We start from the raw sequence: 25,803 nt of genomic DNA, 5'->3' as shown, positions 1-25,803 counted from the left end.
GCAGCTGGTGCGCCGCCCGGCCGGGGATGCTGGCCGGCGGCCCGTCCATGATTGCACCGTCGTGCCGGCATCCGCTGGTGAGGGCCTCGTCGGGGACCAGCAGGGACCCATGCCACCGCGTGCGCAGGTCAGGACGGACTCTTCCAGGCCGCTTCCCGCAGCAGGCGCAGGCCGTTGAGGCCGACGATCACGGTTGAGCCCTCGTGACCGGCGACGCCGAGCGGCAGCGGCAGCGTGGCGACGAGGTCCCAGACCACCAGGGCGGTGATGAACACGCCCGCGATGACGAGGTTCTGGATGACCAGGCGCCGGGCGGCGCGGGAGAGCGTCAGGACGGTCGGGACGGTGGCGAGTTCATCGCGTACGACGACGGCGTCGGCGGTCTCCAGGGCGAGGTCGCTGCCGGCCCTGCCCATGGCGATTCCGGTGTGTGCGGCGGCCAGCGCGGGGGCGTCGTTGACGCCGTCGCCGACGACCAGGACCTTGCGGCCCTCGCCTTCCCACTCCCGGACGGCGGCGACTTTGTCCTCGGGGAGCAGTCCGGCGCGGACATCGGTGATGCCGACCTGGCCGGCCAGGTGCCGCGCGGCACGTTCGTTGTCGCCGGTCAGCAGGGTCGGGGCGCGTCCGGTCAGCTCGGTGAGGGCGGCGACGGTGACGGCGGCGTCCGGCCGCAGCCGGTCCGCGACCCCGATGAGACCGGCCGGAGAGCCGTCGTGCAGGACCAGCATCACGGTCTGTCCGGCGTCCTCCAACTCCCGCACCGACTCCCGTACGGGCCCGGTGGCGGAGGGCAGGAGACGGGCGGGGGAGCCGATCGTGACGGAGCGGCCGTCGACGGTGGCCCGGACTCCGTGGCCCGGCGTGGATGCGAAGTCGAGCGCATCGGGCAGCGGCAGGCGACGTTCGTGGGCGGCCTCGACGACGGCGCGGGCGAGCGGGTGTTCGCTCGGGTGCTCGGCCGCGGCTGCCAGGGTCAGCAGCGCGTCGTCGGTCAGGCCGGTGCCGGGCAGGGGCCGCAGCGCGGTGACGCGCGGAGTGCCTTCGGTGAGGGTGCCGGTCTTGTCCAGGGCGACGGCGTCGACCTGCCCGAGGCGTTCCATGACGACGGCGGACTTGGACAGCACGCCATGGCGGCCCGCGTTGGCGATCGCGGACAGCAGCGGCGGCATGGTGGAGAGCACCACCGCGCAGGGCGAGGCGACGATCATGAAGGTCATCGCGCGCAGCAGCGCGGGCTGGAGCCCGGAGCCGTACGCGAGGGGCACGGCGAAGACGGCGAGGGTGGCGGCCACCATGCCGATCGAGTACCGCTGTTCGATCTTCTCGATGAAGAGCTGGGTGGGGGCCTTGGTCTCGGATGCCTCCTGGACCATCTTCACGATGCGCGCGATCACCGAGTCCGACGGGTCCCGCTCGACCCGTACGCGCAGGGCGCCGGTGCCGTTCACGGTCCCGGCGAACACCTCGTCGCCCGTCCGCTTGGCCACCGGCAGCGGCTCGCCCGTGATGGTGGCCTGATCGAGATCGCTCGCGCCGTCCAGGATCCGGCCGTCGGCGCCGACCCGCTCGCCCGGCCGCACCAGGATGGTGTCCCCGACGCCCAGCTCCTCGGCGGCGACCGTCTCCTCGCCGCCGTCGGGCAGCAGCCGGGTCGCGGTGGCGGGTGCGAGGTCGAGCAGACCGCGTACGGAGTCCGCGGTTCGGGCGGTCGCGAGCGCCTCAAGCGCGCCGGAGGTAGCGAAGATGACGATCAGCAGCGCTCCGTCCAGGACCTGGCCGATGGCCGCGGCACCGACGGCGGCGACCACCATCAGCAGATCCACGTCCAGGGTCCTGTCCCGCAGGGCCTTCAGGCCCTCCCACCCCGGCTCCCACCCGCCGGTGAGGTACGCGGCGGCGAACAGCGGGCCAAACGCCCACGCCGGGGCGCCGAGCAGGCTCAGCGGGAGCGCGAGCAGGAACAGCACCAGCGAAGCGAGCGCCCACCGCGCCTCCGGCAGGGCCAGGACGCGGGTGCGCCGGCGCGGAGGGGCGGGCGGCGGCCCGGCTGTGACGGGCGCGGCGTGCTGGTCGAGGACAGAGGACATGACGAAACGACCCTTCGCGGGCGGACCGGCGGCGACATGCCCACCGTACAGGAATACCTGAAGAGGTATTCACGTGTCGTGGGTACGATGGCCCCATGGGTCATCAAGTCGACACCACCGGCAGCGCCACCACCCGCGAGCGTCTCGACGCGGTCGGGACCGCTGATGTCGCCGCGACGCTCCAGGCTCTCGCCACCCCCTCGCGGCTGCACATACTGGCCCGGCTCCAGGAAGGCCCGTGCTCGGTCAGCGCCCTGGCGGCCGCCGTCGACATGGAGCCGTCGGCCTGCTCCCACCAACTGCGCCTGCTGCGCAACCTCGGCCTTGTCACCGGTGAGCGCCAGGGCCGCTCGATCATCTACGCCCTCTACGACAACCACGTGGCCGAACTCCTCGACCAGGCGCTCTACCACGTCGAGCACCTGCGGCTGGGCGTCCGCGACAGCCCGGCCGACGTTCCGGGGAGTGCCGCACCGTCAGTGCGCTGACGGGAGCGCGGATCGCTGCCCGGCTGTGCGGCGGCCGGTCCCGCGCGGCGTTCAGGCTTCGTCGAGCCAGGCCCGGCCCGCCGCCTTCATCCGGGCCTCCAATTCGCTGTTCCTGGTGGGGAATTCACGGGCGACCGGGTAACCGGACTTCTCCAGGACGTAGGCGAGGGCCGCGTACTCGCGCGGGTGGCGCCGGACGGTGCTCTCGTCGATGTCCTGGACCTTCGCGAGGAAGTTGAACGAGCTCATGTCGTACACGCTCGCCCTGTGGACGATGCGCCAGTCGCCGTCACGCTTCTCGACGCGGTCCCAGAAGCGGTTGTGGGCGGTGAAGCCGAGGTCGAGCGCGACGTTCTCGCCGATGAGCATCGAGCTGGTCTCGACAAGGGCCCGGTCGCCGTTGAAGGTGATCGACGGGCCGCCGATCTGGTGCTTGGACCGCAGGTAGGACGCGCCCATCCGGGCGGAGGCGGCCACGAATTCACCGGCCGGCCCTTCGAACCAGCTGATCTCGATGGTGCCGTCGGGGTGGAAGAGCTCACCCAGCTGCTCCCACTCACCCAGATCGCGGTGTATCCACCCGGTCATCAGGTCGGCGATGGCGGATCGGTCCTCGACGCGCGTGCTCACGGTCATCTCGTTCTCCCTATAAGTACACAGTGCTGTCGACCCGTGCGACGCTACACAAGGTCCCCCGTCCGGCGGTCGGGCGTCTGCGCGGCCGTCTTCCCAAGGCCCGGCAAGAGGTCCAGGATTGTCCCCTCGCGACTCGCGTCCGAGACGTTGTCGCGCAGGCTTCTGCACGGCCCGATGTGGAAGGATCTCCCGGGACGCGGACCGCTTCCGCCCGGCTGCGCGTTGCCCGGCCGCCGCCTCAGCGGTCCCAGTCTCACCGGACCCCGTCTCACCGGACCTGTCTTACCGGATCCTGCTTCATCGGACCTCGCGTCGCCGGAACCCCCGCAATCCGCATCCGCACCAGGAGGCCACACCTTGGACTTCGGACTCGTCCTGCAGACCGATCCTCCCGCTTCTGCCGTCGTCGGGCTGATGCGGCGCGCGGAGCGCAACGGCTTCCGCTACGGCTGGACCTTCGACTCGGCCGTCCTCTGGCAGGAGCCGTTCGTCATCTACAGCCGCATCCTGGAGCACACCACCCGCCTGATCGTCGGGTCCATGGTCACCAACCCGTCCACCCGGACGTGGGAGGTCACCGCGTCCACCTTCGCCACGCTCAACGAGATGTACGGCAACCGCACGGTCTGCGGTATCGGGCGCGGCGATTCGGCGATGCGGGTCGCGGGGCGCAAGCCCAACACCCTGGCCACGCTGGGCGAAGCGATCGGCGTGATCCGCGACCTGGCCGAGGGACGCGAGGCCGACGTGGACGGCCGGCCGCTCAGGCTGTCCTGGGTCGAGGACGGGAAACTGCCGGTCTGGATGGCCGCGTACGGGCCCAAGGCCCTCGCGCTGGCCGGGCAGCGGGCCGACGGGTTCATCCTCCAGCTCGCCGACCCCTTCCTCACCGAGTCGATGATCGCGGCGGTGCGGACGGCCGCCTCCGACGCGGGCCGGGACCCGGACTCCGTGAAGATCTGCGTCGCCGCGCCCGCGTACATCGGCGACGACCTGGCCCACGCCCGTGAGCAGTGCCGCTGGTTCGGCGGGATGGTGGGCAACCACGTCGCGGACCTGGTGGCCCGCTACGGGGAGCACTCCGCACTGGTCCCCGACGCGCTCACCACGTACATCGAGCAGCGCCGGGGATACGACTACAGCCATCACGGCCGGGCCGGCAATCCGGACACCGAGTTCGTACCCGACGAGATCGTGGACCGCTTCTGTCTGCTCGGCCCCGCCGAGGCGCACATCGAGAAGCTGCTGGCGCTGCGGGCCCTGGGCGTGGACCAGTTCGCGGTGTACGCGATGCACGACGCGCGCGAGAGTGTCATCGACGCGTACGGCGAGCGGATCATCCCGGCCCTCGCCTGATCCTCGCCGCGAGGGGGCACCCGGCCCCGGCGGTCAGGGCACCCGCGCCGTCCACTCCGGAGTGGAGAACTTGGCCGCCGCCAACTCCTGTGCCCGGGCCAGCTCTTCCGCCGTCACGCTGCCGTCGGCGAGGCCGTAACGGCTGCGGAAGGACCCGATCATCCGCTCGATGACCTCTTCGCGCGGCAGGCCCGTCTGCCGGGCCAGCGGGTCGACGCGCTTCTTGGCGCTCCCGATCCCCTTGCCCGACAGCTTCTCGCGGCCGATGCGCAGCACTTCGGTCATCTTGTCGGCGTCGATGTCGTACGCCATGGTCACGTGGTGCAGCACGCCGCCGCCCGCGAGACGTTTCTGCGCCGCGCCCGCGATCTTGCCCGCCTCGGTGGCGATGTCGTTGAGCGGCTGGTACCAGGCCTTGATGCCCATGTCACCCAGCGCGCCGAGCACCCAGTCGTCCAGATACGCGTAGCTGTCGGCGTACGAGAGGCCGGACACCAGCGACTCGGGTACCGAGAGGGAGTAGGTGATGGTGCTCCGCGGCTCCACGAACATGGCTCCGCCGCCGGAGATCCGGCGGACGACCGTGACGCCGTGGCGCTCGGCGGCCTCCGGGTCGACCTCGTTGCGCAGGGACTGGAAGCTGCCGATGATCACCGCGGGGGCGGCCCACTCCCAGACCCGCAGCGTCGGCGGGCGCCGGCCGGCCGCGACCTCGGCGGTGATGACCTCGTCGAGCGCCATGTGGAGGGCGGGGGACTGCGGGCGGTCGTGGATCAGCTGCCAGCGGTGGGCGCTCCACTCGGTGGCCCGGGTGAGGGCCCGGCGTACGGCGACCGCGACACCCTCGGGCGAGAGGCCGAGCAGCACGGCGGCCGGGGGCAGCGCGGCGGTGATCCGGGCGGCGAGTGCGGCCGCGTCGGCGTGGGCGGGAGCGCCTTCCAGGGCCGCGTCGATGTCCAGGATCGCCTCGTCCGGTTCCAGGAAGAAGTCCCCGGCCACCCGGACGTTGCGCAGCGCGCCACCCTCGACATCGAGGTCGACGACGACGAGCTTGCCGCCCGGGATCTTGTACTCACCATGCACAGCCGTGCCTCCAGATCCGCCGGCCCGCCCGCGAATCCACCGCGCGCCGGCTCCGGCCAGGGCCTACTAGCTAGTAGTGCCGCGGCTAGCAACAACGCCGGAGCCGGCGGGGTCATTCCGCCGTGTGTCAGTCGGCCGGGGCCGGGACCGGCGTCTTCGGGGTCTGCCGGCGGTCGCTGACGGCCAGGTGGTTCACCAGGATGATGATCGGCACCAGCAGGGCAAGGCTGACCGGGCCGGTGCCCCAGCCGAGTCCGCCGCGGTGCGAGGACACGCCCATCCAGTCGGCGAACGAGGCTCCGAGCGGCCGGGTCAGGACGTACGCCCACCAGAACGCGGCCACCGCGTTGAGTCCGAGGAAGCGCCTGCACAGCGCCGGGACCGCGATGAGGACGGCGAAGAGCACACCCGACGGGAGGTAGCCCAGGTGCAGCGTCCCGGCGGTGAGGTCACCGACCGCGGTGCCCAGGGCGAAGGTGGCGAGCACGGTCGCCCAGTAGAAGCCCTCGCGGCGGCGGGTGCGGATGCTGTGGATGGAGAGGGTGCCCTCGGAGGCGTACCAGGTCATCAGCACGGCTGCCAGGACGACCGCGAAGCCCCCCGCTGAGACCTCGTACGGGACGCCCACCACCACATGGACGACGTCGGCGGCCATCGTGCCGAAGACACTGACCATCACGATCGCCGACCAGTAGGTCCAGGCACCGTAGCGGGTGGTGCGGAACTGGAGTACCAGCGTGGCCACCAGACCTATCAGCCCCAGACCTCCGGCCAGGACCGGGCCGAGTGTCTTGGCCAGATAGTCCGACGCGGTCTCACCCATCCCGGTGGTGAGGACCTTGACGACCCAGAACCAGACCGTCACCTCGGGTACTTTGCTCCACCCCGACACGGCCCGTCCGCGGGCCCGCCCCTGCGGGCTGCGCACCGCGTGCGCCGGTCCGGCGGCCGTTCGGCCCACTGGCTCTCGCATGCTTCTCTGTCACCCCTCCGGGCGCCGGGCGCCGCGTCGACTACCGTCCCGGCGCTCCCGGTCCGGTGAAATCCGACGGCCGGCCGTGCAGTCCCGCCGGGCGTCGAGCGTCTACGTTACTGTAGACGGTGTGGGTGGTACGCGGGCGCATCGTCCGGCGGCCGGGCAGCTCCGTCGTACGGCGTGCGCGGGACGGCAGGACAGAACCGGACGGCCAGCCGGAAGCAGACGGAGAGCCAGCAGAGGGCGAACAGCCAGCCGCCGGCGACATCCGTGGACCAGTGGACCCCGAGATACACCCGGCTCAGCCCGACGAGCACGGCCCAGCAGCCGATCCCCGCCGCGATCGTCCTTCTGCCGTGCGGCGCCCGCAGCAGCACCGCCGCGATGAGCAGCCCCGCGGTCACCGCCGACGTGGTCGTGTGCCCGGACGGGAATGACCAGCCCGTGGCCTGCGCGGCCCAGTCGCCGACGGGCGGGCGCGCCCGCGCGACCAGCGACATTACGCCGTACCGCGCCAACTGCGCCAAGCCCAGACAGACCAGGCAGGCGACGGCGGCGGTCACCCGCTGCCGTGCGCCGCGCCCGGCGATCACGCCCGCCAGCACGGCCAGCAGATAGGGGACGACACCGGTACCCGTGTCGGTGACGCCGCGCGCCGTGGCGACCGCGACCGGCGGCCGGTGGTGAAGCGACCACGAGAGGAGTCCGCGGTCCGTCAGCAACGGGGCACCGTGGTGCCCCGTCACCACCAGTGCCAGCAGCGCGAAGGCCACCAGGGTCCCCACGGCCACCGACACGGCCAGATCGGCGGCGCCCCTGCGGTTCACGACGAGACCAGCAGCGGCCGCAGCCTGGTGTCCGAGAGCCGCCTCGCCAGGGCCTCCGGCCGCCGGCGCAGAGCCGTCGCGAGTACCAGCGCGACCAGCGCGCCCACCAGCGCGCCGACGGCGACATCGTGCGGGTAGTGGGCGCCCACCCAGACCCGGGAGGCCGCCATGGTGACCGCGCAGACCAGGGCGGTCACGCCAAGCCGCCGGGAGACGAAGAGCAGGGCCACCGCGGCCGCGAAGGCGAGGGCCGCGTGGTTGCTGGGGAAGGACCAGTCGCCCGGCGCCGGGCATGCCTCCAGCGTCGTCACATGCAGGCTCTGGCACGGCCGGTCCTCGCGCACGACCAGCTTGACCGCGTCGTTGACGCAGTACGCCAGCACCACGATCACCGGCACGGCCAGCGCCATCAGCCCGGCGGTGGCGCCCTCCCTGCGCGCACGCCACCACCCGGCGAGCATCAGCACGGCGAACAGCGCCAGGCCGTACCCCGACCAGGCCGATACGGCCGAGTCCAGCCATCCGGGGGCGCGATGGGCGAGATCCACCGTGTCCGTGTAGAGGCCGCCGTCGATCGACGATCCGTCATACGCGAGATTCATCCACTGACTCCGTCTGTGCGCGGGCGGTTCTTGCGGGAGCGTCGCAGCTCCAGGGCGAGGGGCAGCAGGGACAGGACGATGATCACCGCGATGATCGGCAGTAGATACTGGTCCACGTTCGGGATGGACGACCCCAGCGCGTATCCGGCCAGCACCAGTCCCTGGCTCCAGATGAGCCCGCCGACCACCTGCCAGAGCGTGAACGTCCTGGCGGGTACGGAGAGCGCGCCCGCCATCGGGTTGAGCACCGTGCGCACCACCGGTACGAAGCGGGCGAGCACGATGGCCTTGGCGTGGCCGTACTTGCCGAGCAGCTCCTCGGCGCGGGCCGCTCCCTTGCGCAGATGTTCCGAACGGCTGCGGGCGAGCAGGGCGCCCCCCGCCTTCCGCCCGATGAGATAGCCGCACTGCGCTCCCGCGAGCGCGCCGACCGCCGACGCGAGCAGCACCGTGGGCAGCGAAAGCTTCAGGGTTCCGGTGGAACTGCCGGTGCAGAGCAGTCCCGCGGTGAACAGCAGGGAATCGCCCGGCAGGAAGAAGCCGATCAGCAGGCCGGTCTCGGCGAACATCACCACGGCGATACCGGCCACGCCGAAGGCGGTCAGTACGGACTGCGCGTCGAGGATGTTCACCGCGAGTGTCGAGGCTGTGAGCAAGGTCCCGGCCTTTCCGGTAGGACGAGGGAGGGTGTCCGGGCCGGGGCACCGTGCCGGAGGGGCGGTGCGGTCCTGGCCAGGGGGTGGCGGACCACACCGAAGCGACTACAGTTCAGTAGACGGTCTACGTAACTGTAGACGATAACGGGCTGAGGAGCGTTCCATGAGAGACAGCGCCGAGCGCCGTCCGCCGGGTGCGCTCGAAGCGAGCGTCGTGGCGGCACTCTGGGCCGCGGGCGCCCCGCTGACCCCGGGGCAGGTGCGGCGCCGCCTCGCGCTGCCGCTGGCCCGGACCACGGTCGCGACCATTCTGTCCCGGCTGTACGAGAAAGGCGTCGTAGGCCGGGAACGCTCGGGCCGCGGCTACGCGTATGTACCGCTGCAGGACGCCCAGGGGCTCACCGCCCTCCGTATGCACCGCGCGCTGGACAGTGACAGCGACCGGCGCACGGTGCTGGCCCGCTTCGTCGCCGAGCTGAGCGCCGAGGACGAGTGCCTGCTGCGCGGACTTCTGGAGGACGGCGGGGCGTGATGGCGGGTAGGCGCCCGGTAGCCCGGCGCAGCCGTGCGCGGGGCGTCAGATACCGGCCTTGTCCAGCGCGCTCTGCAGGGACTGGACGTAGCCCTGGCTGGTGTAACTGGCGCCGGAGACCGCGTCGATATGCGCACTGTGCGCCCCCAGCGCCTCAGTCGTCAGCCGGGGTACGGCCGAGGCGGCGAGCTGTCGGCTGTGGTCGTCCCCGGACGGTGTGTGAAGGGCCTTGACGCTGGTCAGCCGACCGTCCTTGACGGTCGCCGTGACCTGGACCGTGCCGTACTTGGTGGGCACGGCATCGCCGGTATAGGTGCCGCTCACCGGGTGCGGGCCGCCCGGTGGGGGCGACGACACACTCCGGGGCGGGGGCGCGGTCGGCGCCGGTTGCGCGCCCGCCGTCTCGGCTGCGTGGTGCGGTTTGAGCGAGAGGAGCATGACGACCACGGCGCTGGTCGAGGCAGCGGCCAGCACGGCTCGGCGGACTGTCACGGACACAGTGGGCCTCCTCAGAACGCGAACGACTCGTGGTGGATATGCCGCCGCGGAATCCCGGCCGCGTGCAGGGCGTGCAGAGCGGCATCGGTCATGCCGGGCGGGCCGCAGAGATAGACCTCGTGGGCGGCGAGGTCAGGCACCAGGCGGGCCAGGGCGCGGGCGGTGAGCGGCGACGACGCGGCCGGCTGGTCGACCACGTAGTGCACTACGGCGCCCCGGTCGGCGGCGATCGCGTCGAGTTCACCCCGGAGCGCGAGATCCTCCGGGCGGCGGGCGCGGTATATCAGTGTCACCTCGCCAGGCAAGGTCTCGAAAAGCGCCCGCAGCGGCGTGATCCCGACGCCGCCCGCCAGCAGCAGTATCCTCGACGACCGCTTCCGCGCCGCGGTGAAGGCACCGTACGGGCCCTCGGCCCACACCCGTGTTCCGGGCCGCAACGTGGCGAGGGCGGCGCTGTGTGCGCCCGCCGCCTTGACGGTGATCCGCAGCTCGTGCGGGAGCGGTGGCGCGGAAAGTGAGTACGGGTTGGCGGCCCACCACAGGCCGGGCGCCAGGAAGCGCCAGCGGAAGAACTGCCCAGGAAGCGTGCCCAGTTCGTCCAGATGATCGCCGGTCAGGCGGATGGAGACGACTCCCGGTGCCTCGTTCCGCAGACCGGCGACGCGTATCCGATGGCGCAGGGCACGCCGTACGGGGACGACGAACCGGTACCAGCCGATCAGCGCGGCCACCCCGAGGTACAGGACGTACCACGCCACCCGGGCGGGGAGGTTGTCGACGAAGTCCGCGCCGTTGCTGAGCTGGTGGAAGAAGGCGAGGAAGACCGCCAGGTAGGTCGCGAAGTGCAGGTAGTGCCAGGTTTCGTAACGCATCCTGCGGCGCGCTGCCCGGAGCGAGATGATCCCGGTGGCGACCAGCAGTATGAACGCGGCGGTCGCCTTGAGCATGTCCGGGTAGTGCAGCACCAGCGTCGATGTCTGGTGCACCACGCCGGAGTGGGAGGTCAGTGAGTACCCCCAGACAATCAGCAGCGCGTGGGCGAGCACGAGGGAGATGGTGTACCGGCCGCCCGTCGCGTGCCAGCGCGCGAGCCGGTCGCTGCCGATGGTGTGGTCCAGGAGCGGTACGCGGGCCATGAGGGCGATCAGTACGGCGCAGGCGTAGCCGGCCAGCAGCCCCGTGATCCGGCCGGCGTCGGTCAGCCACCCCGCCGCGCCCACCACCGAGGTGGTGTCGGTCCACCACAGGGCGAGCACTCCGGCCGCACCCGCCCAGATGGCGCACTGCGTCAGGAGGGGAACCAGCGAGCGCGGACGACGGGAGCGGATCACCGGACGGTTTGCGCTGGTCGCCGTACCCATGTGGCCTCACTCTCCACTTGATACAAGTGTGACAACGCGGCCTCTGAGAAGCCTCTGAGCCCGCTACGCTCCCTGCTCGGCCGGGCCGGTCAGGTCCACGATGTCGTCCGAGGCGACATCGTGCAGACGCACTGCGAGATCCTCCAGCGCACGGCTCGCGGCCAGTTCGTCGCCGATCTCGGGGATCGGCCGGTCGATCGGATTCCGGCGTGCTACGCCTCGACCCACCACATGTGCGGTGTCGCCGCGCCAGGAGTCCTGCCTGGTCAGAACCGCGCGGGCCCGGGTCTCGTCGCCGTCCTCGGTGAGGGAAATCTGTGCGTTCCACTGCTTGGTTCCCATGATCGTTCCCTTCGGCGCAGCTCTTTTCACGTGGCTTTCCGCATATGTGCGGACACCAGGCCTCCGACGGGCATGCCGGGTTTCCTTCCTCCAGTGTCCGCCGGAGTGGGCATCCCGGGGGAGGGGCCGGGTGGCACCTGCGCAGGACGGCGTCGAGCGCGCACCCTGGATGTGTGGCCGCGGTTTGGCGGTCACGGCGAAAGGGAGTGAGGACATGGATCACCCCAGGACCGCGGGAAAGGGAGCGATGTCATGAATGCGGTTGTCACGGTGGGGCTGGACGGCACCCCCGAGTCGCTGTCTGCCGCGCTCTGGGCCGCTCAGGAGGCATCGGCGCGCGGTGCGACGCTGCGGCTGCTGCACGCCTGGGTGCTGCTCTCGCCGGAAGGGGACGCGCAGCAGCCGGAGGGCGACCGCAACTACTGGCCCAAGCGGATCGTGTCCGACGCACGCGATGCGATCGGGGAGCGCTTCCCCGACCTGCGGGTCCACGAGGACCTGGTCGCCGGGGAGCCGGTGGGCGCTCTGCTGGAAGCGGCCTCAGCGTCGCAGACGCTGGTTCTCGGTTCCCGCGCGCTGAGTTCGCTGGCCGGGTATTTCCTCGGTGACATCGGCATGCACGTCCTCGCGCGGGCCGAGGTTCCGGCGGTCCTCGTACGGGCCAGGGAGGACGCCGCCCCGCTCACGGAGGACGGTGAGGTGGTGCTGGCGCTGAGCCTGCGCCGTCCGTGCGACGAGCTCATCGAGTACGCCTTCGACGCGGCGATCCGACGAGACGCCACCCTGCGGGCGGTGCACGGCAGGAATCTGCCGCCCTCGGCCTACAACAGGGGCACAGTCGACCCGTACCTCTCCCATGAACTGACCCTCGAGGCGCAGCGGGATCTCACCAGGGCGCTCGGTCCATGGCGCGACCGGTTCCCCGACGTGCGGGTCGTGGAGAGCGTGCAGATGGAGAGCCCGGCGCGCGCCGTCGTGCGCGACATCGCCGGTACGGGACTGCTCGTCGCCGGCCGCCGGGAGAAGCGTCGGATGCTCCCCCCTCGTATCAATCATGTGCTGTCGGCGGCCGTGCACCACGCTCCGTGCCCGGTTGCCGTCGTCCCGTACACCTGACACGGCGCTGGGGGGCGTCGGCCGGGGCGGATTCAGAGGGTTCACAGAAGTTGAGCTGTGAGGCTGGCACCCACGGCCGGGGCTAGCCCTGAGCGAGCCGTGGCTGAGCGCGTCCCATTTGGAGGTGTCCCATGACCGGCACATTCGTCTCGTCCGCCCCGCACACCCCGGCGGGCGCCTCGTCGGGCCCGTGCACGGGGGCGGGTACGTTCACCGGTGGCCCGGTCGGCGCCCGGTACGGAACGGTGCAGGTCACCGCCCCGGCCACGGGGGAGATCACCGTGGCGAAGGTCCTCCGGGAACCGGACCGGCCCGTGAGCGCACCGGACCGGGCCCATGCCTGACACCGCCCGCGGACTGCGCCACGTCGAGCACGTGATGGGCACCGCCTTCTCCTTCGACATCCGGGACGAACCCACCCCCGCCATCCACCGCGCTCTCGCCGAGGCCGTACGCCACCTCCACCGGGTCGACGCCGTGTTCTCCACCTACCGGCCCGACAGCCACATCAGCCGCCTCGACCGCGGCGACATCCGTCTCGCCGACTGCCCGCCCGAAGTCCACGAGGTCCTCTCCCTCTGTGCACAGGCCACCGACGACAGCCACGGCTGGTTCAGCATCGTCCCCTCAGGCGCCCTCGATCCCTCGGGCCTCGTCAAAGGCTGGGCCACCGAAGCCGCCTCCCGCCTCCTCCACGAAGCCGGCGCACGCAACACCTGTGTCAACGGCGGCGGCGACCTCCAACTCCAGGGCGAGGCAGCCCCCGGCACCCCGTGGCGCATCGGCATCGCCCACCCCCTGCGCACCGGCGACCTGGCCACCGTCGTCACGGCCGACCACAACCTGGCTGTCGCCACCTCCGGCACCGCCGAACGCGGCGCTCACATCCTCGACCCGCACGACGGAACCCCCGTCACCGCCTTCGCCTCCCTCACCGTCATCGGCCCACGCCTGACCAGGACCGACACCTACGCCACCGCCGCCTTCGCCAGAGGAGAGGGCGCCCGGGAGTGGCTGGAGACCCTGGAGGGCTACGAAGCCCTCGCGATCCTGCCCGACGGAAGGGAATGGCGGACCACGGGATTCAGCCGATACGGATCATAAACCTGGACGCAGACCCCTGACCGACCGTGCGGAAGGGGCCGCGTCTGCCCACGCACTCCCTCGCACGCCGGCGCACCGCCCAGGCCCCCACCTTGTCCAGCGTTCGACACCAGCTCTGAAGGAGCCCCCCATGGGACCCGACCTGATCAACGGCCTCCCCGCGCACGTCCTGTTCGTGCACGTGGTCGTGGTTCTGGTACCGCTGACCGCACTGGCGCTCATTCTGTGCGCCGTATGGCCCTCGGTCATGCGCCGATTCGGTCTCGCCCTCCCGGTCCTCGCCCTGGTCACTCTGATCAGCGTGCCCCTGACGACACAGGCAGGCGAGTGGCTGGAGCGTCATGTGAAGAGCGACGCACTGGTCCGCAAACACACCGAACTCGGAGACGGACTGCTCCCCTGGGTCGTCGCGCTGTTCCTGGTGGCCGCAGCGGTGTGGTGGTTCTACCGCCGCGCCTCCCAGGGCTCGCCCGACGCAGCCGGCTCCGCCAGCATCGCCGGCTCCACCAGCATCACAGTGTCCACGCCGCTGCGCATCGCCGCCGCGGTGCTGTCCCTCGTCATAGGCGCGGGCGCTGGCGTGCAGGTCTACCGGATCGGCGACTCCGGCGCCAAAGCCGCCTGGCACGACGGCTACTCCGCCACCGCCCACTCCGATCACGGCTGACACCGCCCGTCGGGCAGGACGACCGCTGGAGGCTGAGCCTCCCGGGGCGGCCACACTTCATGTCCGAAGCGGGTAGCAACGGGTGACGGGCGATCGATAGCCTGCCCGGAGATCAGGTGAACGGGCCGGCGGGACCGGACTCCCCGGTTTCCCCATGCTCGCTTGTGAGCCGTGGTCGGTTCGTTTCGTTCACAGGCCCAACTAGCAAGGGAACGCGCCATGTTCACCACCCGGCCGACTCTGCAGGGCACCTTCGGCATGGTGTCGTCCACCCACTGGCTCGCCTCGCAGTCCGCGATGGCCGTCCTGGAGGACGGCGGGAACGCCTACGACGCCGCCGTCGCCGCGGGCTTCGTGCTGCATGTCGTCGAGCCGCACCTCAACGGGCCGGCCGGCGAGGTGCCCGCGATAATCGCCCCGGCCGACGGCGAGGTCCGGGTGCTCTGCGGGCAGGGCCCCGCCCCCGCGGGCGCGACCGTCGAGCACTACCGCTCGCTCGGCCTCGACCTGGTCCCCGGGACCGGACCGCTCGCCGCCGCGGTGCCCGGAGCCTTCGACGCCTGGATGCTGCTGCTCCGCGACCACGGCACCAAGTCCCTCGCGGAGGTACTGAAGTACGCCATCGGTTACGCCGAGGACGGCCACGCGCCCGTCGAGCGTGTCGGCCAGACCGTCGAGAGCGTACGGGAACTCTTCGAGACCGAGTGGCGGTCCTCCGCCGATGTGTACCTCCCCGGCGGCAGGTCCCCAGCGCCGGGCGGGCTGTTCCGCAACCCCGCGCTCGCCGCGACCTGGCGCCGGCTGATCGCCGAGGCCACCGCGGGCGCGCAGGACCGGGCCGGCCAGATCGACGCCGCCCGCGCGGTCTGGCGTGAGGGCTTCATCGCCGAGGCGCTGGTACGCCAGTCGCAGCGCCCCACCAAGGACACCAGCGGCGCCCACCACTCCGGCACCCTCACCGCGGCCGACCTGGCAGGCTGGTCGGCGTCCTACGAGGCGCCCGCGACGTACGACTGGAACGGCTGGACCCTCTGCAAGGCGGGCGGCTGGAGCCAGGGCCCCGTCTTCCTCCAGCAGCTCGCCCTGCTCCCCGGCAAGCCCGGCGAACTTCCCCGGTACGGGTCCGCCGACTACATCCACCTGCTCGTCGAGGGCTGCAAGCTGGCGATGGCCGACCGGGAGGCCTGGTACGGCGACGCCGGGGACGACGTACCGCTGGGCACGCTCCTCTCCGACGCGTACAACGGGGAGCGCCGCGCCCTGATCACCGGCGAGGCCTCGCACGAGCTGCGCCCCGGCAGCCCCGACGGCCGCACGCCCCGGCTCAGCAGGCAGGCCACCGCCGTGGCGGCGGGCGAGCCCGGATTCGACGCCATGGGGATATCCGCCGCAGGCGCGGGCGAGCCGACCGTCGCAAAGGACGGCGCCACCCGCGGCGACACCTGCCACCTTGACGTCGTCGACCGCTGGGGGAACATGATCTCCGCGACCCCGAGCGGCGGCTGGCTCCAGTCCAACCCGGTGGTGCCCGAACTGGGCTTCCCGCTCGGCAACCGACTCCAGATGGCCTGGCTGGACGAGGGGCTGCCGAACTCGCTCACCCCCGGCCGCCGTCCGCGTACCACCCTCACCCCCTCGCTCGCCCTGCGCGACGGTGTGCCGGTGCTCGCCTTCGGAACGCCGGGCGGCGACCAGCAGGACCAGTGGCAGCTGCACTTCTTCCTCGCGGTCGCGCTGACCGCTCCGGTCCGCGGCGGCCTGGACCTCCAGGGCGCGATCGACGCCCCGAACTGGCACAACGACTCCTTCCCCAGCTCCTTCTACCCGCGCGCGATGCGACCCGGCAGCATCACCGTGGAGTCGCGGATGGGAGAGGAGACCATCGCGGAGCTGCGCCGCCGCGGACACGACGTCACCGTCGGCGACGCCTGGTCGGAGGGGAGGCTGTGCGCGGTCGCCCGTGATCCGCGTACCGGGGTGCTGAGCGCCGCCGCGAACCCGCGCGGCATGCAGGGTTACGCAGTCGGCCGCTGAACCGGTGCGGGGCCTTCACCGGGGTGTGCTGAGATGGAGGCATGACCGAACAGCTTCTGGCCAGGGATTCGACCGAGGTCGAGGCGGTGGTCCGCGAGGCGGCCGCCGCCGAGATCCTGCCGCGCTTCCGGCAGCTCGCCGCGCACGAGATCGCTGAGAAGAGCGGTCCGCACGACCTGGTGACGGTGGCCGACCGCGGCGCCGAGGAACACCTGACGGCCGCCCTCACCACCCTGCTGCCGGGCTCGGTGGTGGTCGGTGAGGAGGCCGTGGCGGCCGACCCGTCCTCGTACGAGGCGATACGGGGCGACGCCCCCGTCTGGATCGTCGACCCGGTCGACGGTACCCGCCAGTTCGTACGCGGCGAACCGGGCTTCTGCACCCTGGTGGCGCTCGCCCACCACGGAGAGCTCCTCGCCTCCTGGACATACGCCGCGGCGCTCGACGAGATGGCCGTGGCGGTACGGGGCGGTGGCGCCCGCCTCAACGGGAAACCGCTCCTGGCGGGCTCGCCGGCACCTGGCGCGGAGCTCCAAGTGGCCACCTCGCACCCGGACTTCACCACCCCCGAGCAGAAGAGCGCGCTGCTCGCCCTCCGTACCGACGGCATCCGCGCCAGACCGTGCGGCTCGGCGGGCCTGGAGTATCTGGCCGTCGCCCGGGGAACCCTCGACGCGGTCGCGTTCAGCTGGGAACTCGCCTGGGACCACGCGGCAGGACTGCTGCTCGTGGAGGAGGCCGGCGGCGCCCATCTGACGCTCACGGGCGAGCCGTTCCGGGTGACGGGCGGCAACGCGCTGCCGTTCACAGCCGCCCGCGACGTGGCCACGGCCCGCCGGGTGCGGCAGCTGCTGGCGACGGGTGCCTGAGGCGCGGACTCACCGCTGCCCGGGCCGCCCGCCGCCCCTGTCTGCCGAGCCCTGCGAGGGCTGTCGTCAGAGGGCGGCGGCGTCGAGCTGCCCGCCGTCGTAGAAGCCGCCCGCGCTGTAGATCAGGGGCGGCCGTTCCGAGTGGGCGGCCTGGGTGACCCGTCCGATGAAGATGGTGTGCGTACTGGTCTGCAGGCGTTCCTGGATCCGTGCCTCCAGTACGGCCGCACTGCTGTCGATCAGCGGCGAACCGTGGGCCCCTGCGGTCCAGCGCAGCTCGGCGAACTTGTCGTCGCCCTTGCCGGCGAAGACCGTCGCCACGGGCAGCTGGTCGGAGGCGAGGATGCTGATGCCCATGTGGTCCGCGCGGAAGAGCGGTTCGTAGGTCGACGAGGTCCGCTGGACGCAGACCATGACCAGCGGGGGACTCAGCGAGATGCTGGAGAAGGCGTTGACGGCCAGCCCGCGCGGCCGGTCGCCGTCCATCGTGGTCACGATGGTGACCCCGGTGATGAACTTGCGGTGCAGGCCCTTCACATCGGCGATATCAGCGGTGTTGGCGAGCTCGGCCGTGTCCGGGGCCGGCGCCGACGGGTTCCGGGCGGTCGTGCTCATGACGCCACCACCGATCGGGCGTGGCGTGCCGGGGCCACGGCCGCTCCCGGCGCGGGGGCCTGGGCCGGTTCGCTGTCCAGCGGGATGATCCCCAGCGCGGTCAGCAGCTGACGGGGGTCCCAGGTGACCCACTCCTCGGCGACCATGCCGTCCTCGACCCGGGAGAACGTCGCGCCGGAGACCGTGACGGTCCGGCCGGTCGGCGGTACGTCCATCAGCCGGCCGGTGTGCGTGCCCCTGCTGACCCAGCGGGTCGCCACCCGGTCCCCCTCGACCACGCAGTCCTCGATCACGGTGACCAGATCGGGGAAGCCCGCACGGCACGCGGTGATGTTGGCCTTGAGGTCCGCCGCGTCCTGCGCGGTGCGCCCGTGCCTCCGGTAGCCGTCGGCGAGGACCGTGTCGAGTACGTCGACCTCGCCGCGCTGCCAGGCCGCGCCCCAGGCCGCGGCGATGCGTTCCCTGATGTCGGTGCTTCCGGTACCCATACGTCGTCCACCGTGTCCTTTCTGCGGGGAGCCGGGCCCGGGGTTGAGCCGCCGGTCCTGCTCCGCCGTGCACTGCTCTTGTGTGGCAGGACGCTATGAATGCTCCTCTTGCATGTCAAGAGATTGCCCTGTTCTCGCTGTCTTCACGGCCTCAACCCCCCGGTTCTGTACGGATATAGGGGCTATGTCATGGTGAAAAGGGCCGTTCTGAAAAACGTCAGTCCGAGTCTTGACGGCTGAAAGAACAGGCACCTACGGTCTGTTGTATGCCAGCAGCTGCTGGCCGGCACAGAGAGGCAGGTCATGCGTTTCTCGATCTTTCACGCGCTCGGCGCTCCCGGGCAGCTCGGCGAGTACCACCGTCTGATGCGGGAGGCGCGCGAGTTCGCGGTCGCTGCGGAGGACGCGGGCTTCTGGTCGGCCTGGTACACCGAGCACCACTTCGGCCACGAGGGCCAGGAGCTGACGCCCAACCCCGTACTGATGGGTACGGACATCGCCGCGCGTACCGAGCGCATCCGCATCGGCCAGGCCGCCAATATCGTCACCTTCTGGCATCCGCTGCGCCTCGCCGAGGACCTGGCGCTGCTCGACCAGCTCTCCGGCGGGCGCGTCGAGGTCGGGGTGGGCCGCGGTCTCTACGGCCGTGAGGCGATGAACCTCAACCCGCAGGCGGACCCGCGGGACCAGGAGCAGAACCGCGCCCTGTTCGAAGAGACCCTGGAGATCCTCAAGAAGGCCTGGTCCGGCGAGTTCTTCGAACACCACGGCCGCTTCTACGACTTCCCCGCGCCCGGCCTGAAGTGGAGCCACCCGCTCTCACCGGCCACCGAGGACTTCACCACCGACGGCGAAATAACCAAGCTGGCCGTCACGCCTGCCCCGTACCAGCGCCCGCACCCGCCGATGTGGCAGGTCGTCGACTCGCCCCGGTCCATCGAGTCCTGTGCCAGGAACGGGATCCAGGGCATCCTCTGGCTGCCGCCGGTCTCGGCGCTCAAGGGACGCTTCGACCTGTACCGGCGGGCCGCCACCGAGGCGACCGGCCGTGAGCACGCCCTCGGTGAGGGGCTCGCCCTGGTCCGCGACGTCTATGTCGCCGACACGATGGAGCAGGCCAGGGAGGAGTTCCAGGAGGCGCTCCTGCAGACCTACCGGTGGGTCACGCACTGGCGGGGTCTGTCCAACCTCATGGAGGAGGGCGAGGAGCTGACCGACGAGCACGAGCTGAGCTTCGACTTCCTCCAGGACCGCAACCTGCTGGTGGGCACCCCCGACTACGTGGCCGAGAAGATCAGCGAACTCCAGGACGAGATCAACCTGGAGCATCTGATGCTGTGGACCACCCACCCCGGACTGCCGCACAAGAACGCCATGCGCAGTCTGGAGCTCTTCTCCGAGCAGGTCATGCCCCGCTTCACCGCCGAGGCCGGCACCGCAGGGACCAGCACCTCCCAGGCCGGCACCTCGGAGACCAGCACCTCCGCTACCAGTGGCGCGGGCCGCTCGTGACCGTCATCCGGCGCATCGTCTCCTCCTGCGAGGACTTCGTCAGCGAGCTGGGCGCGCCCGTCGCCACGACCGTCAGGCGCGGCGCCGTCGCGGTGGTCGTACGTAATCCCTGGGCCGGCCGCGGCACCGTGTCCGACCTGTCGGCCGAGGCCCGGGAGCTCGCGCCCGTCCTGGCCCGGGAGATCACCGGCCGGCTGACCGCCATGCTCGGCGGCGCGGACGCCATCGAGTCCTTCGGCAAGGCGGCCGTCGTCGGCCTGGACGGCGAGGGCGAGCACGGCGGCGCCCTCATCCACACCCCGTACTTCGGCAATATCGTCCGCGAGATCCTCGAAGGCACCTCGATCATCGCCTTCAGCGAGGAGCAGGCCCCGGCGGGGACCACGGTCACGGTACCCATCTGGCACAAGACCGCCGCTGCGACCCGCTCGCACTACGCCGCCACCCGGATCAGGGTCCCCGACGGTCCCCGCGCGGACGAGTTGGTGATCGTCGCGGCGGCGGCCACCGGGCCGCGCCCCAACGCCCGGATCGGGGACCGGCGCACCGACCCCGTGGTGACCCTGGAGACCCTTGCGACCCCCGCCCTGGCGACCCCCGAGAGGACCCCATGAACATCCGTAAGATCGTCACCCTCGTGGACGAGATCCACACCGAGGGCGGCGTCCCCGTCGAACCGGCCGCCCGTACCGCTGTGGTCGCGGCCGTCATCGACAACCCCTGGGCGGGCCTGGGCTTCGTCCAGGACCTCGCCCCCGGTATCGAGGCGACCGCGTCCGAACTGGGCGCGCTGCTCGCGCCGTTGGTCGTCAAAGCGCTCGGGGAGACCGTCGAGGCCTACGGAAAGGCCGCCATCGTCGGTCTGGACGGCGAGACCGAGCACGGCTCGGCGCTGATCCACACCCTGAAGTTCGGCAACCACTTCCGGGACGCGACGGCCGCCACCACCCTGCTCCCCGCAGTGGAGAAGCGAGCCGGGGCGGGCACGGTCTTCGACATCCCGCTGAAGCACATCACCGACGCCACCATCCGCTCGCACCACCAGACCACGGAGGTCCGTATCCCCGATGCCCCGCGGGCCGGGGAGATCGTGATCGCGCTGGCCGCCGCCGCCCAGGGCCGTCCGCAGGCCCGCCTCGCGCCCCTGGCGACCGAGCAGTGATCGGCTACCAGGACCACGGCAGCGGTACGGACCTCGTCCTGCTGCACGGGGTCGGCCTCGACCGGCACATGTGGGACCGCTGCCTGCCGGCGCTCGCGGCCCGCCACCGTACGCGGGCCGTCGATCTGCGCGGCCACGCCGATTCACCGCCTGCCGCGCCGGGGACCACCCTGGACGACCTCGCCACTGACGTCCTGGACACCCTCGAAGGCCCCGCCCACCTGGTCGGGTTCTCGCTCGGCGCCCTGGTGGCGACCCGGGCCGCCCTGCTGCGGCCGACCGCTGTCGCGTCCCTGACTCTGGTCTCGTCGGTGGCCCGGCGTACCCCCGAGGAGAGCCAGGACGTGGCCGGCCGGCTCGAACGCGCCCGGGAGGACTTCCCGGGCTCGGTGGACGCGGCGATCGACCGCTGGTTCACGCGGGAGTGGCAGGCGGCCGAGCCCGGCCTGGTCGAGGAGGTCAGGGCGACCCTGCTGAGCCAGAACCACACCTCGTACCTGGCCTGTTACGAGGTCTTCACCCGGGCCGACGCCGAGCTGTGGCCCCAGCTGCCCTCGCTCACGGTGCCGACGCTCGCCGTCACCGGCGGCGCCGACCCCGGCTCGACCGAGGCGATGACCCGGGCGCTGGCCGGTGCCGTACCCGGCGCGCGGGCCGCGGTCATTCCCGGCGCCCGGCATCTGCTCGCGCTGGAAGCGCCGGACCGGCTCACCGACGAGATCATCCGACACACCACGGAGGTGGACCGTGACCGCACAGCGGCTCCCGCGGCATGACCACTACATCGACGGCGCCTGGGTGCAGCCCGCGAGTGGCGCCTATCTGCCCAGCATCAACCCGACGACCGCGGAGGCCTGGTACGAGACCGCGCGGGGCGACGCCACCGACGCCGACCGCGCCGTACGGGCCGCGCACGCCGCGTTCGAGGACCCCGGCTGGCGCGGTCTGACGCCGACCCGGCGCGGCGCGCTGCTGCGGCGGCTCGCCGAACTCATCGGCGAGCACGGCGAGGAACTGGCCCGTACCGAGACGCTGGACAACGGCAAACTGCTCAGCGAGATGCGCGCCCAGCTGGCCAGCCTGCCGGAGTACGTGCACTACTACGCGGGCCTTGCCGACAAGGTGCACGGCAGCACCATCCCGGCCTACCGCGCGGAGATACTCAACTACACGGTGCGCGAACCGCTCGGTGTGGTCGTGGCCATCACCCCGTGGAACTCGCCGCTGCTGCTGACCATCACCAAGCTGGCGCCCGCGCTCGCCGCCGGGAACACCGTCGTCGTCAAACCGTCCGAGCACACCTCCGCCTCGCTGCTCCAGCTCGCTCCGCTCTTTGAGAAGGCCGGCTTCCCGCCGGGGGTCGTCAACGTCGTCACCGGTTACGGGGACGAGGTCGGCACACCGCTGGTGGAGCACCCGCTGGTCGCCAAGGTGACGTTCACCGGCAGCACCCGCACCGGATCGCGGATCGCGGCGAGCTGCGGCTCCCGGTTCGTCCGCACCACACTGGAGCTGGGCGGCAAGTCGCCCAACATCGTCTTCGGTGACGCGGATGTGGCGAACGCGTCGGTCGGCATCGTCGCCGGAGTGTTCGCCGCCGCCGGGCAGACCTGTGTGGCGGGCAGCCGGGTCTACGCCCAACAGGACGTCTACGACGAGGTGGTGGAGCGGGTGGCGGCGCGGGCCGACGCAATCCGGCTCGGCGACCCGCTGGACCCGGCGACCCAGCTCGGGCCGCTGGCGATCGAGAGCCAGCGCGACAAGGTGGAGGAGTACGTCGCCGTGGGTCGGGCGGAGGGCGCGGTGACCGTTGCGGGCGGCAGCCGGCCCGAACTTGATGGGCTTGACGGGTTCTTCTACCGTCCTACGGCCTTCGTCCAGGCCGACAACAGCATGCGGCTCTGCCGGGAGGAGATCTTCGGTCCTGTCGTGGCGATCATGCCCTTCGGGGACGAGGAGGAACTGGTGGGGCTCGCCAACGACACCGACTACGGTCTCGCCGCCGGGCTGTGGACCCGCGACCTGGCCCGCGCGCACCGCGTCGCGTCCCGGCTCGACGCCGGCACGGTCTGGGTCAACACCTACCGCTCGATGTCCCCGATGTCGCCGCGCTCCGGCTTCAAGTCCAGCGGGATGGGCGTGGAGCACGGCACGGAGGTGATGGGCGAGTACACCCGGCTCAAGAGCGTCTGGATCAACACCGGTGAGGGCCCCGCCGACGATCCGTTCGTCCTGAAATCCTGAAGCGTTGACGTCCTGGACGGCGTGCCGGCCGGGGATGAGCGGTGCGGCCGGCCCGCCCGGGCGCGGGCTCCTAGCCGGGCTCCCCGCCCTCCGCGCCTGGAGCGTTCCGGTCGAGACCGTCCATCAGCGCCCGGTGGCTCGCCCGCACGTGCTCGCGCATCACCCGCTCCGCGCCGTCCCCGTCCTTGGCCCGGATCAGTTCGAGCACATGGTGGTGTTCGGAGTCGGACCGGGTGGGGCGGCCGGGCTGCGCCAGCGAGGTGTGCACCAGGCGCGGGTAGGCGAGCTGGTTCATGAGGGTGCGGTAGTGGTCGGCGAGCTTCGCGTTGTCCGCGCCGCGCATCACCAAGTCGTGAAACTCGTGGACCAGTTCGGCGTAGCCCTCCTGGTCGCCACTGCGCACCGCGGCATCGGCGGTGGACAGATTGGCCTCCAGCGCGTCCAGTTCGGGGACCCGGCCGCGCTGCGCGAGCAGGCGCGCGGCGGCACCTTCGAGCAGTTCCTTCATCTGGAACAGCTCGGTGATCTCCCGCCGCGAGGGCGCGGCGACGAAGGTCCCCACCCGGGGCCGGATGTCGACGAGGCCCTCGGTCTGCAGCTGCTTCAGGGCCTCGCGCACCGGGGTGCGGCTGACGCCGAACGCCTCCGCCAGCACGATCTCCGACAGGCTGGTCCCGGGGGCGAGTTCGCCGGAGATGATGCGGCCGCGCAGCTCGACGATCACCCGGCTCTGGATGCTCATACCGCTCAGTCGCTGCTTACGCACAGCGGGGTTGCGGTCGGCAGCGAGTGCACCCTCGTTCGAAGAAGTATCTTGCATGGCACGAACCTAGGGTGCTGCCCGTTGCAGCGTCAAGACGATACCGCGCCGCTGTTGCACCCCCGTACGCCCCTCTTCCCACCTGTGTAAGGCGGTTGAGTGGGTGTGACCGGCCCTTGCCGGAACCCTTGACAAGCACACATGGCACTTTCACTCTGACCACTGGCATACAACATGGCAGCAGTCTGTAGGAGGCATGGCATGGACAGTGACAAGCCCGCGCAGCAACCGCCCGACCTGGGGTATCGCGACAGCATCGCGAAGGTGGAGCCGTACGGCGTGGACCACATCCCCGAAGTGGAGCGCCACGGAAAGGCGGGCTCCCAGTTCTCCATCTGGTTCGCCGCGGGACTCAACTTCCCGATCATGCTGCTCGGTTTCAGCGCCGCAGCCCTCGGTCTGTCCATGACCGCCGCGGTCACCGCCATTCTCGCCGGGGCCCTGGTCGGCTCGGCCACGATGGGGATCATGTCCCGGATGGGCGTGCGCCTCGGCGTGCCCCAGCAGATGCAGGCCCGCGGCCCGCTGGGCTTCGTGGGCAATCTGCTGCCCGTGGCGTACATCAACGTCTTCGCGGGCGTCGGCTGGGCCGCTGTCACGGTCATTCTCGGCGGCAAGGCGCTGGGCGTCCTGCTCGGGACGCCGTTCTGGCTCTCGGCCGCCGCGCTGACCGCGCTCCAGCTCACCGTCGCCGTCTTCGGCTACAACATGATCCACTACCTGCAGCGGATCCTGGCCGTCGTCCTGTTCGTGCTCTTCGCCCTGGTGACGGTCGTCGCGCTGTACCGGGGCGGCCACTTCCTGGCGGCCAACCCCCACGCACCGGGATACATCGGGTCCGCCGGGGGCTGGGTCACGCTCGGCGGCTGGTTCCTGGCCTTCCTCATCGCCTGGCTGCCGTTCGCTTCGGACTACTCGCGCTATCTGCCGGACAGCAAGCGGGTCAGCACATCGGCCGGCCTGCTGACCGCGCTCGGCAACTTCGTCACCCTGTCCTGGCTCGGCGTCGCGGGAGTCGTCCTGGCCGGTGCGGCGACCACCACCGATGACCCGATCCTGGCCCTGAAGGAACTCACCGGGCCGTGGTCCGTCCCGGCGATGCTGGCGATCCTGCTCTCCTCCTTCTCGCAGAACTTCCTCAACGTCTACGGCGGCGCGATCTCCCTGCAGACTCTGGGGCTGCCCCTCAAGCGCTGGCAGAGCGTCACTCTCATCTGCGTGGCGGCCTTCGGCGTCAGCCTGTGGGGAGCCGGCGGGATCTACACGTCCTTCGAGGTCTTCCTGAACCTCACCGCCTACTTCATCGCGCCGTACGTGGCCGTCATCCTGCTCGACTACTTCGTCGGCCCGCGCCGCGACAAGGCGCGCATCCCCGAGCTGTACGAGAAGCGCCGCGTCCTGGAGTGGGGCTTCGTGGCCTGGCTGGCCGGGGTCGTCTGCTCCGTACCCTTCTGGCAGTCGGACCTCTACACCGGCCCGGTCGCCGCCGCGCACCCCGGCTGGGGAGAGCTGACGTACTACGTGGGGTTCGCTGTCGCCGCCGTGCTCTACCTGCTGACGTACCGCCTGCCGCCGCTGTGGCACCGCAGGCCGGCCGTGCCCGAAGAGGGTGCTACGGGAGCGCCGGCAGCAGCGGAGACGGGAGCCCCGGCCGCTGATCAGCACGTACCGGTCAAGCCCTGACCCCCGGCTGCGCTGTCGGTGCCCGGGAATATCCTTGGAAGC

28 protein-coding genes are annotated in these 25,803 nt (G+C 71.3%); 15 read left to right on the top strand and 13 right to left on the bottom strand.

Features of this window, described 5'->3' with window-relative positions; all coding sequences use genetic code 11:
- Positions 1–128: 128 nt before the first annotated feature.
- Positions 129–2,090 carry a heavy metal translocating P-type ATPase gene (locus OG452_RS04830; RefSeq protein ID WP_327294368.1) on the bottom strand — a complete coding sequence of 654 codons (1,962 nt, stop codon included), beginning with the start codon at positions 2,088–2,090 and terminating at the stop codon, positions 129–131.
- Between the two features lie 95 nt (positions 2,091–2,185).
- Between OG452_RS04830 and OG452_RS04825 the strand changes: the two genes are divergently transcribed.
- Positions 2,186–2,578, top strand: coding sequence for an ArsR/SmtB family transcription factor (locus OG452_RS04825; protein ID WP_327294367.1), 393 nt, complete (start codon positions 2,186–2,188; stop codon positions 2,576–2,578).
- A gap of 51 nt (positions 2,579–2,629) precedes the next feature.
- Here the strand turns inward: OG452_RS04825 and OG452_RS04820 are convergent, their stop codons facing one another.
- On the bottom strand, positions 2,630–3,214 hold the full coding sequence (locus OG452_RS04820) for a nuclear transport factor 2 family protein (protein WP_327294366.1): 585 nt from the start codon (positions 3,212–3,214) through the stop codon (positions 2,630–2,632).
- Positions 3,215–3,571: 357 nt separating this feature from the next.
- Here OG452_RS04820 and OG452_RS04815 point away from each other — a divergent pair, with 357 nt between their 5' ends.
- Positions 3,572–4,570, top strand: a complete 999-nt coding sequence (locus tag OG452_RS04815) for a TIGR03842 family LLM class F420-dependent oxidoreductase (RefSeq protein WP_327294365.1) — start codon at positions 3,572–3,574, stop codon at positions 4,568–4,570.
- A gap of 33 nt (positions 4,571–4,603) precedes the next feature.
- Here the strand turns inward: OG452_RS04815 and OG452_RS04810 are convergent, their stop codons facing one another.
- The 5 genes from OG452_RS04810 to OG452_RS04790 all read right to left on the bottom strand — a co-directional run bounded on the left by OG452_RS04810 (position 4,604) and on the right by OG452_RS04790 (position 8,714).
- Positions 4,604–5,653, bottom strand: a complete 1,050-nt coding sequence (locus OG452_RS04810) for a lipoate--protein ligase family protein (protein ID WP_327294364.1) — start codon at positions 5,651–5,653, stop codon at positions 4,604–4,606.
- Between the two features lie 127 nt (positions 5,654–5,780).
- A complete protein-coding gene (locus OG452_RS04805) occupies positions 5,781–6,626 on the bottom strand; it encodes a COG4705 family protein (protein ID WP_327294363.1) in 846 nt (281 codons plus the stop codon).
- Positions 6,627–6,742: 116 nt separating this feature from the next.
- Positions 6,743–7,456 (bottom strand): phosphatase PAP2 family protein, encoded by a 714-nt coding sequence (locus OG452_RS04800; RefSeq protein ID WP_327294362.1) that lies wholly within the window; start codon positions 7,454–7,456, stop codon positions 6,743–6,745.
- Complete coding sequence (locus OG452_RS04795) at positions 7,453–8,058, bottom strand: phosphatase PAP2 family protein (RefSeq protein ID WP_327294361.1); 606 nt, start codon at positions 8,056–8,058, stop codon at positions 7,453–7,455. Before OG452_RS04795 ends, OG452_RS04800 begins: the two co-directional genes overlap by 4 nt.
- Complete coding sequence (locus OG452_RS04790; protein ID WP_327294360.1) at positions 8,055–8,714, bottom strand: DedA family protein; 660 nt, start codon at positions 8,712–8,714, stop codon at positions 8,055–8,057. The genes OG452_RS04795 and OG452_RS04790 overlap by 4 nt, the downstream gene beginning before the upstream one ends.
- A 163-nt stretch (positions 8,715–8,877) precedes the next feature.
- Here OG452_RS04790 and OG452_RS04785 point away from each other — a divergent pair, with 163 nt between their 5' ends.
- Complete coding sequence (locus tag OG452_RS04785; protein ID WP_327294359.1) at positions 8,878–9,246, top strand: BlaI/MecI/CopY family transcriptional regulator; 369 nt, start codon at positions 8,878–8,880, stop codon at positions 9,244–9,246.
- 45 nt (positions 9,247–9,291) lie between these two features.
- Here the strand turns inward: OG452_RS04785 and OG452_RS04780 are convergent, their stop codons facing one another.
- From OG452_RS04780 to OG452_RS04770, 3 genes are all read right to left on the bottom strand, one after another.
- The gene (locus OG452_RS04780; protein WP_327294358.1) at positions 9,292–9,738 is read right to left on the bottom strand and encodes an FMN-binding protein; all 447 of its coding nucleotides are present in this window, start codon (positions 9,736–9,738) and stop codon (positions 9,292–9,294) included.
- A gap of 17 nt (positions 9,739–9,755) precedes the next feature.
- Complete coding sequence (locus tag OG452_RS04775) at positions 9,756–11,105, bottom strand: ferredoxin reductase family protein (RefSeq protein WP_327294357.1); 1,350 nt, start codon at positions 11,103–11,105, stop codon at positions 9,756–9,758.
- A 63-nt stretch (positions 11,106–11,168) separates the two neighbouring features.
- Complete coding sequence (locus tag OG452_RS04770; RefSeq protein WP_327294356.1) at positions 11,169–11,447, bottom strand: dsRBD fold-containing protein; 279 nt, start codon at positions 11,445–11,447, stop codon at positions 11,169–11,171.
- A gap of 252 nt (positions 11,448–11,699) precedes the next feature.
- Here OG452_RS04770 and OG452_RS04765 point away from each other — a divergent pair, with 252 nt between their 5' ends.
- The 6 genes from OG452_RS04765 to OG452_RS04740 all read left to right on the top strand — a co-directional run bounded on the left by OG452_RS04765 (position 11,700) and on the right by OG452_RS04740 (position 17,237).
- Positions 11,700–12,563 (top strand): universal stress protein, encoded by an 864-nt coding sequence (locus OG452_RS04765; protein WP_327294355.1) that lies wholly within the window; start codon positions 11,700–11,702, stop codon positions 12,561–12,563.
- A 131-nt stretch (positions 12,564–12,694) separates the two neighbouring features.
- Positions 12,695–12,907 (top strand): hypothetical protein, encoded by a 213-nt coding sequence (locus OG452_RS04760; RefSeq protein WP_327294354.1) that lies wholly within the window; start codon positions 12,695–12,697, stop codon positions 12,905–12,907.
- Positions 12,900–13,667 carry an FAD:protein FMN transferase gene (locus OG452_RS04755; RefSeq protein ID WP_327294353.1) on the top strand — a complete coding sequence of 256 codons (768 nt, stop codon included), beginning with the start codon at positions 12,900–12,902 and terminating at the stop codon, positions 13,665–13,667. Before OG452_RS04760 ends, OG452_RS04755 begins: the two co-directional genes overlap by 8 nt.
- 130 nt (positions 13,668–13,797) lie before the next feature.
- Positions 13,798–14,334 carry a DUF2231 domain-containing protein gene (locus OG452_RS04750; RefSeq protein ID WP_327294352.1) on the top strand — a complete coding sequence of 179 codons (537 nt, stop codon included), beginning with the start codon at positions 13,798–13,800 and terminating at the stop codon, positions 14,332–14,334.
- Positions 14,335–14,553: 219 nt separating this feature from the next.
- Positions 14,554–16,368, top strand: coding sequence for a gamma-glutamyltransferase family protein (locus tag OG452_RS04745; RefSeq protein WP_327294351.1), 1,815 nt, complete (start codon positions 14,554–14,556; stop codon positions 16,366–16,368).
- 41 nt (positions 16,369–16,409) lie between these two features.
- Positions 16,410–17,237 carry an inositol monophosphatase family protein gene (locus OG452_RS04740; protein ID WP_327294350.1) on the top strand — a complete coding sequence of 276 codons (828 nt, stop codon included), beginning with the start codon at positions 16,410–16,412 and terminating at the stop codon, positions 17,235–17,237.
- Between the two features lie 66 nt (positions 17,238–17,303).
- Here OG452_RS04740 and OG452_RS04735 read toward each other — a convergent pair whose 3' ends face one another.
- Together OG452_RS04735 and OG452_RS04730 are read right to left on the bottom strand one after the other, a co-directional pair.
- Positions 17,304–17,852: a flavin reductase family protein gene (locus OG452_RS04735; protein ID WP_327294349.1), complete on the bottom strand. Its 549-nt coding sequence runs from the start codon at positions 17,850–17,852 to the stop codon at positions 17,304–17,306.
- The gene (locus tag OG452_RS04730) at positions 17,849–18,340 is read right to left on the bottom strand and encodes an ester cyclase (protein ID WP_327294348.1); all 492 of its coding nucleotides are present in this window, start codon (positions 18,338–18,340) and stop codon (positions 17,849–17,851) included. The genes OG452_RS04735 and OG452_RS04730 overlap by 4 nt, the downstream gene beginning before the upstream one ends.
- 303 nt (positions 18,341–18,643) lie before the next feature.
- Here OG452_RS04730 and OG452_RS04725 point away from each other — a divergent pair, with 303 nt between their 5' ends.
- Genes OG452_RS04725 through OG452_RS04705 form a run of 5 tightly spaced genes read left to right on the top strand, consistent with a single transcriptional unit; the run spans position 18,644 to position 23,258 of the window.
- Positions 18,644–19,852, top strand: coding sequence for an LLM class flavin-dependent oxidoreductase (locus OG452_RS04725; RefSeq protein WP_327294347.1), 1,209 nt, complete (start codon positions 18,644–18,646; stop codon positions 19,850–19,852).
- Positions 19,849–20,466 (top strand): amino acid synthesis family protein, encoded by a 618-nt coding sequence (locus OG452_RS04720; RefSeq protein WP_327294346.1) that lies wholly within the window; start codon positions 19,849–19,851, stop codon positions 20,464–20,466. Before OG452_RS04725 ends, OG452_RS04720 begins: the two co-directional genes overlap by 4 nt.
- Positions 20,463–21,014, top strand: a complete 552-nt coding sequence (locus tag OG452_RS04715; RefSeq protein ID WP_327294345.1) for an amino acid synthesis family protein — start codon at positions 20,463–20,465, stop codon at positions 21,012–21,014. Before OG452_RS04720 ends, OG452_RS04715 begins: the two co-directional genes overlap by 4 nt.
- Positions 21,011–21,790 carry an alpha/beta fold hydrolase gene (locus OG452_RS04710; RefSeq protein ID WP_327294344.1) on the top strand — a complete coding sequence of 260 codons (780 nt, stop codon included), beginning with the start codon at positions 21,011–21,013 and terminating at the stop codon, positions 21,788–21,790. The genes OG452_RS04715 and OG452_RS04710 overlap by 4 nt, the downstream gene beginning before the upstream one ends.
- Positions 21,762–23,258 carry an aldehyde dehydrogenase gene (locus OG452_RS04705; RefSeq protein ID WP_327294343.1) on the top strand — a complete coding sequence of 499 codons (1,497 nt, stop codon included), beginning with the start codon at positions 21,762–21,764 and terminating at the stop codon, positions 23,256–23,258. The genes OG452_RS04710 and OG452_RS04705 overlap by 29 nt, the downstream gene beginning before the upstream one ends.
- A gap of 70 nt (positions 23,259–23,328) precedes the next feature.
- Here the strand turns inward: OG452_RS04705 and OG452_RS04700 are convergent, their stop codons facing one another.
- A complete protein-coding gene (locus OG452_RS04700; protein ID WP_327294342.1) occupies positions 23,329–24,078 on the bottom strand; it encodes a GntR family transcriptional regulator in 750 nt (249 codons plus the stop codon).
- Positions 24,079–24,279: 201 nt separating this feature from the next.
- Here OG452_RS04700 and OG452_RS04695 point away from each other — a divergent pair, with 201 nt between their 5' ends.
- Positions 24,280–25,761, top strand: coding sequence for a purine-cytosine permease family protein (locus tag OG452_RS04695; protein WP_327294341.1), 1,482 nt, complete (start codon positions 24,280–24,282; stop codon positions 25,759–25,761).
- Positions 25,762–25,803 lie beyond the last annotated feature (42 nt).

This window comes from Streptomyces sp. NBC_01197 (assembly GCF_036010505.1).
Classification (GTDB): domain Bacteria; phylum Actinomycetota; class Actinomycetes; order Streptomycetales; family Streptomycetaceae; genus Streptomyces.
Note: the sequence above shows the minus strand (reverse complement) of the source record. Positions and strands in the feature narration are given on the sequence as shown.

Excerpts from the sequence above, each read along its gene's own strand:
- OG452_RS04715 (WP_327294345.1), top strand. The coding sequence starts at position 20,463 with ATGAACATCCGTAAGATCGTCACCCTCGTGGACGAGATCCACACCGAG.
- OG452_RS04765 (WP_327294355.1), top strand. The coding sequence starts at position 11,700 with ATGAATGCGGTTGTCACGGTGGGGCTGGACGGCACCCCCGAGTCGCTG.
- OG452_RS04735 (WP_327294349.1), bottom strand. The coding sequence starts at position 17,852 with ATGAGCACGACCGCCCGGAACCCGTCGGCGCCGGCCCCGGACACGGCC.
- OG452_RS04750 (WP_327294352.1), top strand. The coding sequence starts at position 13,798 with ATGGGACCCGACCTGATCAACGGCCTCCCCGCGCACGTCCTGTTCGTG.
- OG452_RS04730 (WP_327294348.1), bottom strand. The coding sequence starts at position 18,340 with ATGGGTACCGGAAGCACCGACATCAGGGAACGCATCGCCGCGGCCTGG.
- OG452_RS04770 (WP_327294356.1), bottom strand. The coding sequence starts at position 11,447 with ATGGGAACCAAGCAGTGGAACGCACAGATTTCCCTCACCGAGGACGGC.
- OG452_RS04700 (WP_327294342.1), bottom strand. The coding sequence starts at position 24,078 with ATGCAAGATACTTCTTCGAACGAGGGTGCACTCGCTGCCGACCGCAAC.
- OG452_RS04725 (WP_327294347.1), top strand. The coding sequence starts at position 18,644 with ATGCGTTTCTCGATCTTTCACGCGCTCGGCGCTCCCGGGCAGCTCGGC.
- OG452_RS04775 (WP_327294357.1), bottom strand. The coding sequence starts at position 11,105 with ATGGGTACGGCGACCAGCGCAAACCGTCCGGTGATCCGCTCCCGTCGT.
- OG452_RS04825 (WP_327294367.1), top strand. The coding sequence starts at position 2,186 with ATGGGTCATCAAGTCGACACCACCGGCAGCGCCACCACCCGCGAGCGT.
- OG452_RS04820 (WP_327294366.1), bottom strand. The coding sequence starts at position 3,214 with ATGACCGTGAGCACGCGCGTCGAGGACCGATCCGCCATCGCCGACCTG.
- OG452_RS04760 (WP_327294354.1), top strand. The coding sequence starts at position 12,695 with ATGACCGGCACATTCGTCTCGTCCGCCCCGCACACCCCGGCGGGCGCC.
- OG452_RS04755 (WP_327294353.1), top strand. The coding sequence starts at position 12,900 with ATGCCTGACACCGCCCGCGGACTGCGCCACGTCGAGCACGTGATGGGC.
- OG452_RS04830 (WP_327294368.1), bottom strand. The coding sequence starts at position 2,090 with ATGTCCTCTGTCCTCGACCAGCACGCCGCGCCCGTCACAGCCGGGCCG.
- OG452_RS04740 (WP_327294350.1), top strand. The coding sequence starts at position 16,410 with ATGACCGAACAGCTTCTGGCCAGGGATTCGACCGAGGTCGAGGCGGTG.
- OG452_RS04695 (WP_327294341.1), top strand. The coding sequence starts at position 24,280 with ATGGACAGTGACAAGCCCGCGCAGCAACCGCCCGACCTGGGGTATCGC.
- OG452_RS04795 (WP_327294361.1), bottom strand. The coding sequence starts at position 8,058 with ATGAATCTCGCGTATGACGGATCGTCGATCGACGGCGGCCTCTACACG.
- OG452_RS04785 (WP_327294359.1), top strand. The coding sequence starts at position 8,878 with ATGAGAGACAGCGCCGAGCGCCGTCCGCCGGGTGCGCTCGAAGCGAGC.
- OG452_RS04745 (WP_327294351.1), top strand. The coding sequence starts at position 14,554 with ATGTTCACCACCCGGCCGACTCTGCAGGGCACCTTCGGCATGGTGTCG.
- OG452_RS04805 (WP_327294363.1), bottom strand. The coding sequence starts at position 6,626 with ATGCGAGAGCCAGTGGGCCGAACGGCCGCCGGACCGGCGCACGCGGTG.